This is a genomic window from Halorussus halophilus (genome assembly GCF_008831545.1).
Lineage (GTDB): Archaea > Halobacteriota > Halobacteria > Halobacteriales > Haladaptataceae > Halorussus > Halorussus halophilus.
Genome location: NZ_CP044526.1, coordinates 55,846 through 63,455, shown reverse-complemented (window position 1 = coordinate 63,455; position 7,610 = coordinate 55,846). Strand labels below are relative to the sequence as shown.

The 7,610-nt window shown below is 60.1% G+C and carries 3 protein-coding genes and 1 other annotated feature; of the genes, 2 read left to right on the top strand and 1 reads right to left on the bottom strand.

Annotated features, from left to right (window positions below; genetic code table 11):
• Positions 1 to 365: a sequence feature (16S ribosomal RNA rRNA prediction is too short), on the bottom strand.
• A gap of 705 nt (positions 366 to 1,070) precedes the next feature.
• The gene (locus F7R90_RS21925; protein ID WP_158059716.1) at positions 1,071 to 3,236 is read left to right on the top strand and encodes an oligosaccharide flippase family protein; all 2,166 of its coding nucleotides are present in this window, start codon (positions 1,071 to 1,073) and stop codon (positions 3,234 to 3,236) included.
• A gap of 627 nt (positions 3,237 to 3,863) precedes the next feature.
• Here the strand turns inward: F7R90_RS21925 and F7R90_RS21920 are convergent.
• On the bottom strand, positions 3,864 to 5,126 hold the full coding sequence (locus F7R90_RS21920; RefSeq protein ID WP_192498531.1) for a polysaccharide deacetylase family protein: 1,263 nt from the start codon (positions 5,124 to 5,126) through the stop codon (positions 3,864 to 3,866).
• Positions 5,127 to 5,732: 606 nt separating this feature from the next.
• Here F7R90_RS21920 and F7R90_RS21915 point away from each other — a divergent pair.
• Positions 5,733 to 7,421, top strand: coding sequence for an asparagine synthase-related protein (locus F7R90_RS21915; protein WP_158059714.1), 1,689 nt, complete (start codon positions 5,733 to 5,735; stop codon positions 7,419 to 7,421).
• The last annotated feature ends 189 nt before the right edge of the window (positions 7,422 to 7,610 follow it).

Genomic DNA, 7,610 nt, shown 5'->3' with positions numbered 1-7,610 from the left:
CACTCGCGTGCAGTGTAAAGTTTTCGCGCCTGCTGCGCCCCGTAGGGCCCGGAATCTTGTCTCAGATTCCGTCTCCGGGCTCTTGCTCTCACAACCCGTACCGATTATCGGCACGGTGGGCCGTTACCCCACCGTCTACCTAATCGGCCGCAGCCACATCCTATGACGCCGTAGCGTTTGTAGCTCCTCTCACTCCAGATGAGGAGCCGTATCTGGCATTAGCCTCAGTTTCCCGAGGTTATTCCAGTTCATAGGGTAGTTTGGCCACGTGTTACTGAGCTTTCCGCTGCGAATCTAAATTCGCACAACTAGCATGGCTAAATCGGACTCCGATAGCAATGGCCTCCGGCAGGATCAACCGGAATGGTTCCGAGTTCAATACTCGGGGGTCTGGCGGAGATTCCACATCACTATGGTTCCAAGGCTCGCATCAGATTCCATCGTGTACGGCGGACCGCAGGGGTGGAATCCTCATATTGTAAAGTGCCGTCATCAGCGAGCAGAAATAGCTCCGAACGGAGCGGCGCTCGCCTTGGCAACTTCATGAAGGTAGCGAGGAGACCTCGCCACCTGCCTTCGCATTTACTGCGAAGACGACGCCCACGTATAAGGGCTTCGGAAGCAGTCCGTGAGGACGTTCCGAAGCGCCTGAGGCGTTGACGATTATTCGTATTGCCCTTGTATATTTAAGGCCGTCGAAGTCGCATTCAGTGGTGCGACAATTAACAACAAAGTAGGGCTATAGAATCGTGGTTTTGCAGTCACGTTTCACCGGTCCTCACGGTCGAGTCGGAGTTTAGGAGACTGTTTATCCAGCCCCAGACGCACAGAGCCGACGAGAGCCATCGATTGGCTTGACGACCGTGTCGAGACGTTTAGCCCGCTTATAAGAATAACCGCAGGCAGACTATTTTCAATAAGAGAATGTACGCGCGCGTGTTTGGACGGGCGCAATCGACCGAGGACACGCAGTCGGAGTCGAGTTGTCCACCACGTCGAGTGCGATTGGGGGAGAACCGCTTGAGTACCCGAGCGGCGACAGGACGGGAGTATCCGGAGGAGCGGTAGCCGTGAGCCGAAACATGGTAACCGCGTTCCTGTCGGTCATCGCCGGACGAGTGGCGATGCTGCTTTCGCTCGCGGTCATCACGCCAGTCATCGTTCGCCTGCTCGGTGCCGACCAGTACGGCGTCTACGCCAGTCTGCTCTCGGTGTTCAGCCTGACGATGATTCTCTGTAGTGCAGGAATCAACAGCGGGTCTCGGAAGTTCCTCTCCGAAGAGCGCGACCGGGAGGACTGGAAGAGCCTCGTGTTCGGGTTCTACTTCCGGATGGCGCTCCTGCTGGCACTGCTGGTCGCCCTCGGATTCTGGGCGGCCGCGACGTTCGGTTTTGTCGATGTGGTGTTTCCGGACAAACAGCTGACGCCGTACTTCTACCTCCTCGCGCTGATGGTGCCGTTAGCGCAGTTCAGCAACTACGTTCGGCGTTCGCTGATGGGGCTCAAGCTCGAACACATCTCCGAGCCCATCAAGATCTCGTTCACGTTCATCTACGCGGGCGTCGGCATCCTGCTCGCCGGACCGTGGCTCGTGGACATGGGCGTCGCGGGCGTCCTCATCGGTCGAATCGTCGGCTTCGTCGTGACTATCGTACTGGCGTTCTACTTCGCGGCGAAGCATCTCGACCTCACGTACATCTTCAAGCGGATGCCCTCGGACTTCCCGCGGCGGAAGCTCATCGGGTTCAACAACCTCTCTGTCGTCTACATGTTCCTGCTGACCTCACTGTACCACGTGGACGTGATAATGCTGGGGATGCAGGTGTCGAAGGACCAAGTCGGCTACTACAAGGCCGCACTCGTCCTGGCAGAGTTCCTCTGGTTCGGCCCGCAAGCACTCCAAGCGGTGATGGTGCAGTCTACCTCAAACCTCTGGGCGGATGGCCGTACCGAGAAGATAAACGAAATCGCCTCGCGGGTGACCCGGTACGGTCTCTTGCTCACGCTCCTGCTAGCAATCGGTATTGGGGCGCTAGCGAACAAGTTCGTCCCCTTCTACTACCCGAAGAGCTTCCAGACGGCCGTCCTCCCGCTGTTGCTCCTGTTGCCGGGGTCGCTTGGATTCGCTATCGCACGGCCGATTCTCTCCATCAGTCAAGCGAAGGGTGACCTCAAACCGCTCGTCGCCGCGACGGGCGCGACTGCGATGTTGAATCTCGGGTTGAACGCCCTGCTCATCCCTCGATTTGGCATCCTCGGGGCCGCCGTCGCGACCACCATCGGCTACGGTTCGTTGCCCCTCTTCCAAGTCGCCGTCGCCAGAAAGCTTGGCTTCCAGCCGTTCAAAGACGCACGACTGCTTCGCATCGGCGTGACCGGGGCCATCTCGGCCGTCCCCATCGTCCTGCTGGCGACGACCATCCAGAGTACGTTCCTCGCGCTGGCTATCGTTCCTCCTGCGGGGTTCCTCATCTACCTCGTGGTGGCGATACTGACGGGTGCGGTAGAGGTGGGCGAGATATTCGACGTCCTGAGTTCGTTCCCCGACCCAGTCGGTGCGAAGGCGTCGGCGCTCCACGACCGAGTGGGTAGTTCCAGCGAGAGAGGGTCCTCGAACCGGTCGAGCAAGCGATTGTACGCGACGCTCGCGCTGGTGGGAGCAGTGTTGCTCACGGTGGGATTCACTGTTGCACTGACTGGCGGCGTCTCGCTGGACCTCACGAAGATGGGCGGCGATTCGGCTCCTGCGGGACCAGTGACTACGCAGGCCGATGGCGCGGGGACGACCATCCCACCGCTCGAAGACACGACGCAGACGACGGCGGGGCAGACCGACGACGGGGACTCCGACGGTGGACAGACGACCGACGAGCAGACGGCTGGCGACGGGACCACTGACGAAGGTGGTGGAGAAGATAGCGATGGCGAGCAGACGACCCAAGGGTCGGCGACTACTCCGACAGAGACGACCGAAACGACGACTACCGACGACGACACGTCGGGCCAGACGACCGACGAGGCGACAGAGACCACGGAGACAACGACCGTAGAGACGACGACAGAAACCACGACGCCGACGCCTACGACCACCACCGCAACGACGACCACGACGACTACCACTACCACTACCACTACCACTACCACTACCACTACGACCATGACGACTACGACCACCACCGCAACGACGACCACGACTACTTCGTCCTCGACGACCACCAACAGTACGACGGCGTGAGCGAGGGCAGTGAGAACGGGAGATTCGTACGTACCGAGCGTCGAGCGGAGGTGGGTTACGAGACGACAGGGGCTAGCTACCTCCTCGGCAGGTCGAGACGAGAGTCTCGTGACTGATTCGCAGCGACTCGTCGCGACGCGAGTCGCCTCACTGAGCTGCGTGTCTGCCGGGCATTCTCTTCGAAATTAGGTTGTTTCGCGCGTACGCGAGGCGAACCGTTCTACAGCGAACACTCAATCGGGACGGTGACGCGACTCCGTCCGTGTGGCGTGAGACTGTTCGACGCGAGTCGAGCGAAAATCGAGAATAGACGAGGAACGCCGTCAGTTCTGTGCGCGACGGTGGATGGGCCGACGTCCCGTCAGTCAGAGCGAGCGAGAGCGTTCACGCCAGCAATGGAAGAGGGTGTCCAGGAGACAGAGCAGGAACGCACACGTCGAAAGTAGACGAGAGCGACGAGACAAGAGCGCACGGAGCCATGCGAGAACAGTCGGTGTCGTAGTACTCAACGAACACGAAACGTGGCGTCCGGAACGTCCGGACGCAGAAAAGGTGAACCAAGCCAAACCATGACAGCGACGTGACCAGCCACGTCGAGACGCACCGCCGGACGGCGGTTTTCCTACCTTACCACTGCCCCTGCTTTTTCAGGATCTTCGTCGGGGTCGAGACCTCGACGTTCTTCTTCTTCTTGATGTAGTCGAGCGTGGCGCGGAAGTCCTGCTCGCTGATGCCGTCTTCGCCGATAACGTGGTACATCAGACCGATGCTCTGCTTGTACTTCCCGGCGAAGTCGATCATCTTCTTGGCCGTCTCGACGGACTCGCCGTTGATGCGGCCGATGTTGTGCGGGCCGGTCATCGGAAGCCCCGTCGGGCTACCACCGAATCGGAAGGCGGCGTCGTGGTACTCGTTGACGAGGTCCCACGTGTGCTTACCCATCAGGTTCTTCGGTGTGATGAACACGCGCGACCCGTTGGTGAACCCGTGGTTGTCGAGCCACTGCTTGGTATTCTTGATTTTCTTCTTCTGCTCGGACTTCGAGAACTCCGGCAGCGGCTTGTTGCCGACGTACGGGTGAGACGCGACGTCCCAGCCGGCGTCGCGCATCTTCCGGAGTTGCGACGTTTCGAGTCGGCCGTCCTTGTAGATGGTCTGTGGAATGACGCCTTCCACGCCGGGGAAGCCGTACTGCTGCATCATCTTGTACGCCTTCGTGTAGTGCGTGATGTGAGAGTCGTCGAAGGTAAGGAAGACGTAACCCTTGTCGGGGCGGTTGGCGACTCGCAGGTCGTCCACCAGCATCTCGACCTTCTGGCCCTCGTCTCGGCCGCGCGCGACGAGGCGCATCTCTTGGACCTGCTTGAGACGCGGGTCGCGCTCCTCGCCGGTCGTCCCGAAGTCTACGCGCATCCAGCGGTCGGTAGGACCGGTGAACGTGCGCGTCATCTCGATTGGATGGCCGCGGTCCGGCGCGTACAGTTCGAGCGTAAGTTTCGCAACTTGGGGCGACTTGACCTTGACTGCGGCGGAGAAGTTCTTCCCGCTGAAATCCGCGCCGCCTTGGCCCATCGCCTTGTAGACGCCGACGTACGGTTCGCTCTTGTCAGCCGTGAGTTTCAGGGCACCTTTGCCCTCTGCGACGTCGTTCGTCGTACCGGCGCGCTTGCCGTACTTGTCGAGTTTCGCCCACTCCTGGGGCTTCTCGAACGCTTCGACGGTCTTGCCGATTTGGCCGGGATTCTGTGCGGCTGTGGTCGTCGCCTGTTCCGTCGCCGCGTTCGTGGTCGTGGAGGTTGTACTGTTGCCGACGGTGCTCCCGTTCGGGGCGGTCGTCGAGTCGTCAGTCGGGTTCCCACCAGAGCAGCCCGCAATTGCTGCGGCGCCCATTGCGGTCAGGAACGCTCGTCGATTTCTGTCACCCATCGTAGTTCCAAAAATGACGCTATCGCACTTTCTTATCTGGTTCTTATTTCGAATTATAACGCCGGGAGTATTTCGAACTCGCTGGAACGTCCAGAAACATACAACGTCCCGAGGGCGGCAGTCCGAGTGTCCTAAACCGGGCGTGTTTCGACGCGAGAACCGGTTTCGTTGCCCCCTTAGAGAGAAGATAAACCGTTCCAGCGGCCGTCAGACGGTGAGTTAGCGGGGGGAGCGTCAGACGAAGCGACACAGAAGCCTAAGAGTCGAAACCGCCAGTGACTACGCTGCCACGAACTGGGGGAGCGCCAGAGAGAATCCCGCCGATGTCTGTCATCGGATAGGTATAGTGCATAATACCTTCATATCGGGTCTTAGCGGCCCTATAGTAAGGGAACCCGAGGTACAAGGAGGTAGTAGAGAACGACGTGGGTCTGGCCACGACCCGGTGAGCAGCAACCATGTGCACTCGTACGCCACGACGAACCAAGTCGGAGAATCGGACAGTCAACTTAGGGCCACGTCCACGTCCGGAGGTGACTTAGAAACGTGAGTCTCGGTGGACAGAACAGCATGAACAAGGAAATTTTCGGCGTCTTCGGCGGGCGCGAGACGTTCGCGGAGTTGCGCTCCGAACAAGAGTTCGACCGCGTCGTCTCCGGTGACGCCCTGACCGTCGGGATACGAGACGTAGGGCTCGGCATTCCGGGTCGAAGCGCGGCGCACGAGGACGACAGAGGGTGCTGTGTCGTCTGGGGAGAGGCGTACGTCCCCAACCAACGCGGCCTCGACACAGCAGAGTGGATACTCGACCGGTACGCAGAAAAGGGTCGAGACGCGCTAGCGGAGCTAAACGGGTCGTACTTGGTGTGTCTGGACTACGAGGGTGACGCCATCGTCGCCACCGACCCGATTCGCTCCTGGGAGTGCTTCTACACCGATGCGGCCGGTGTCCGGACGTTCGGTTCGGACTCGGTCGAAGTCGCGCGAACGATAGACGACCCCCGAATCAGCAAGCGGTCGCTGTTGGAGTTCGTCTACATCGGCGTCGTCCTCGGGCACAAGACGATGTTCGACCGCCTCGGTCGCCTGCCGTTCGACGGCTACCTGACCGCCGAGGACGTGGGGGAACTCGACCGGTTCATCTACGACCCGCGCGACCCCGACGAGTTCGACTACGTCCAAGAGTTGGCCGACCGCTTGGAGGCCGCGTTGGTCCGTCGGAGCCGTCAGCCCGGCACGAAAGGAATGCTGCTTTCCGGGGGGTACGACTCGCGTCTCATCCTCTCGAAGATTCCGAACGTCGAGCGATGCTACACGGTCGGAGACGCGAGTGCCCAAGAGGTAGACGTAGCTCGGAAGCTAGCCGAACAGTACGACGCCGAACACACGACGTTCGAGCCGAACGCGCGCTACATCGACGCCGACGAGGAGAAGACCCGCTACTCGCAGGGCATCAAAGAGTCGCTGCACATCCACCACGCGGGCTACGACGAAGCGATGAAAGTCGATACGATGTACCACGGACTCCTCTGTGACATCTACCTCTGTGGTCACTTCGTCGCTCGCCAGAGCCTCGACGTGTTCGGCAAGAACATCCCGCTCTCGGGGTTAGAGCCCGACCCGGACCCAGTCGAGACGCTGCTCGACCGATTCGGCTACTCGCCCGACCACAGCGAGCAGTTCTTCGACATCGCCCGCATCGACGACCGAGACCCGGCCGAGTTCGTCCGCGAAGCCGTCGGCGAAGAGTTCGAGAAAGGCTGGTCGCGAGCCGCTGGGACCCAGAACGCAATCGACCTCTGTGGGCTTCGTAACCAGCCGTCGGTGCCGTTCCGGTCGCACCTGGCGGACAACTATCTGGAGTCGTTCTTCGTCGCCGACACGGGCCTGCTCAACTGGCACCTCCAGACGCCCCCGGAGTACCGCAACAAACAGACGTTCGTCGATGCCTGTCGGCGACTGGACGCCGACATCCTCAAACACCGACCGCCAGACCGCCCGCACGACTCCGAACTCCTCAACGAGTTCGAGCGGTTCGTCCGTCGAAAGCTGCCGTTCGTGACCGCGTTCGAGTCGCCGTGGCCCGACCGCCGAAAGTTGTACGACCGCCACGACATGGACGCGAAGTTCTTCCCGGCACAGGAACATCTCCACGACCTTCCGGTTCGAGAGAAGTTGCGTATCAACGACGTTAGAAGTTGGATGGATCAGTGTCTCGACTCACCGGTGAGCGCGACCCAAGTCGTCCACCATCCGTGACATAAATTATTGCGCTCAGGAAAACCAACTATCACCTCGAAAGACGGTCTGAAAACGCCCGAAGATAGGCGAGTATATTTCTGACCTTCTCCGAACACGGTATTTAATGGCTACCTAATTGAAGCCGCAGGCTTTGGGGGGCGGAAATCATTCACTTTTTTGTCTCAATGGCTTCCGACAAGCAGTCCA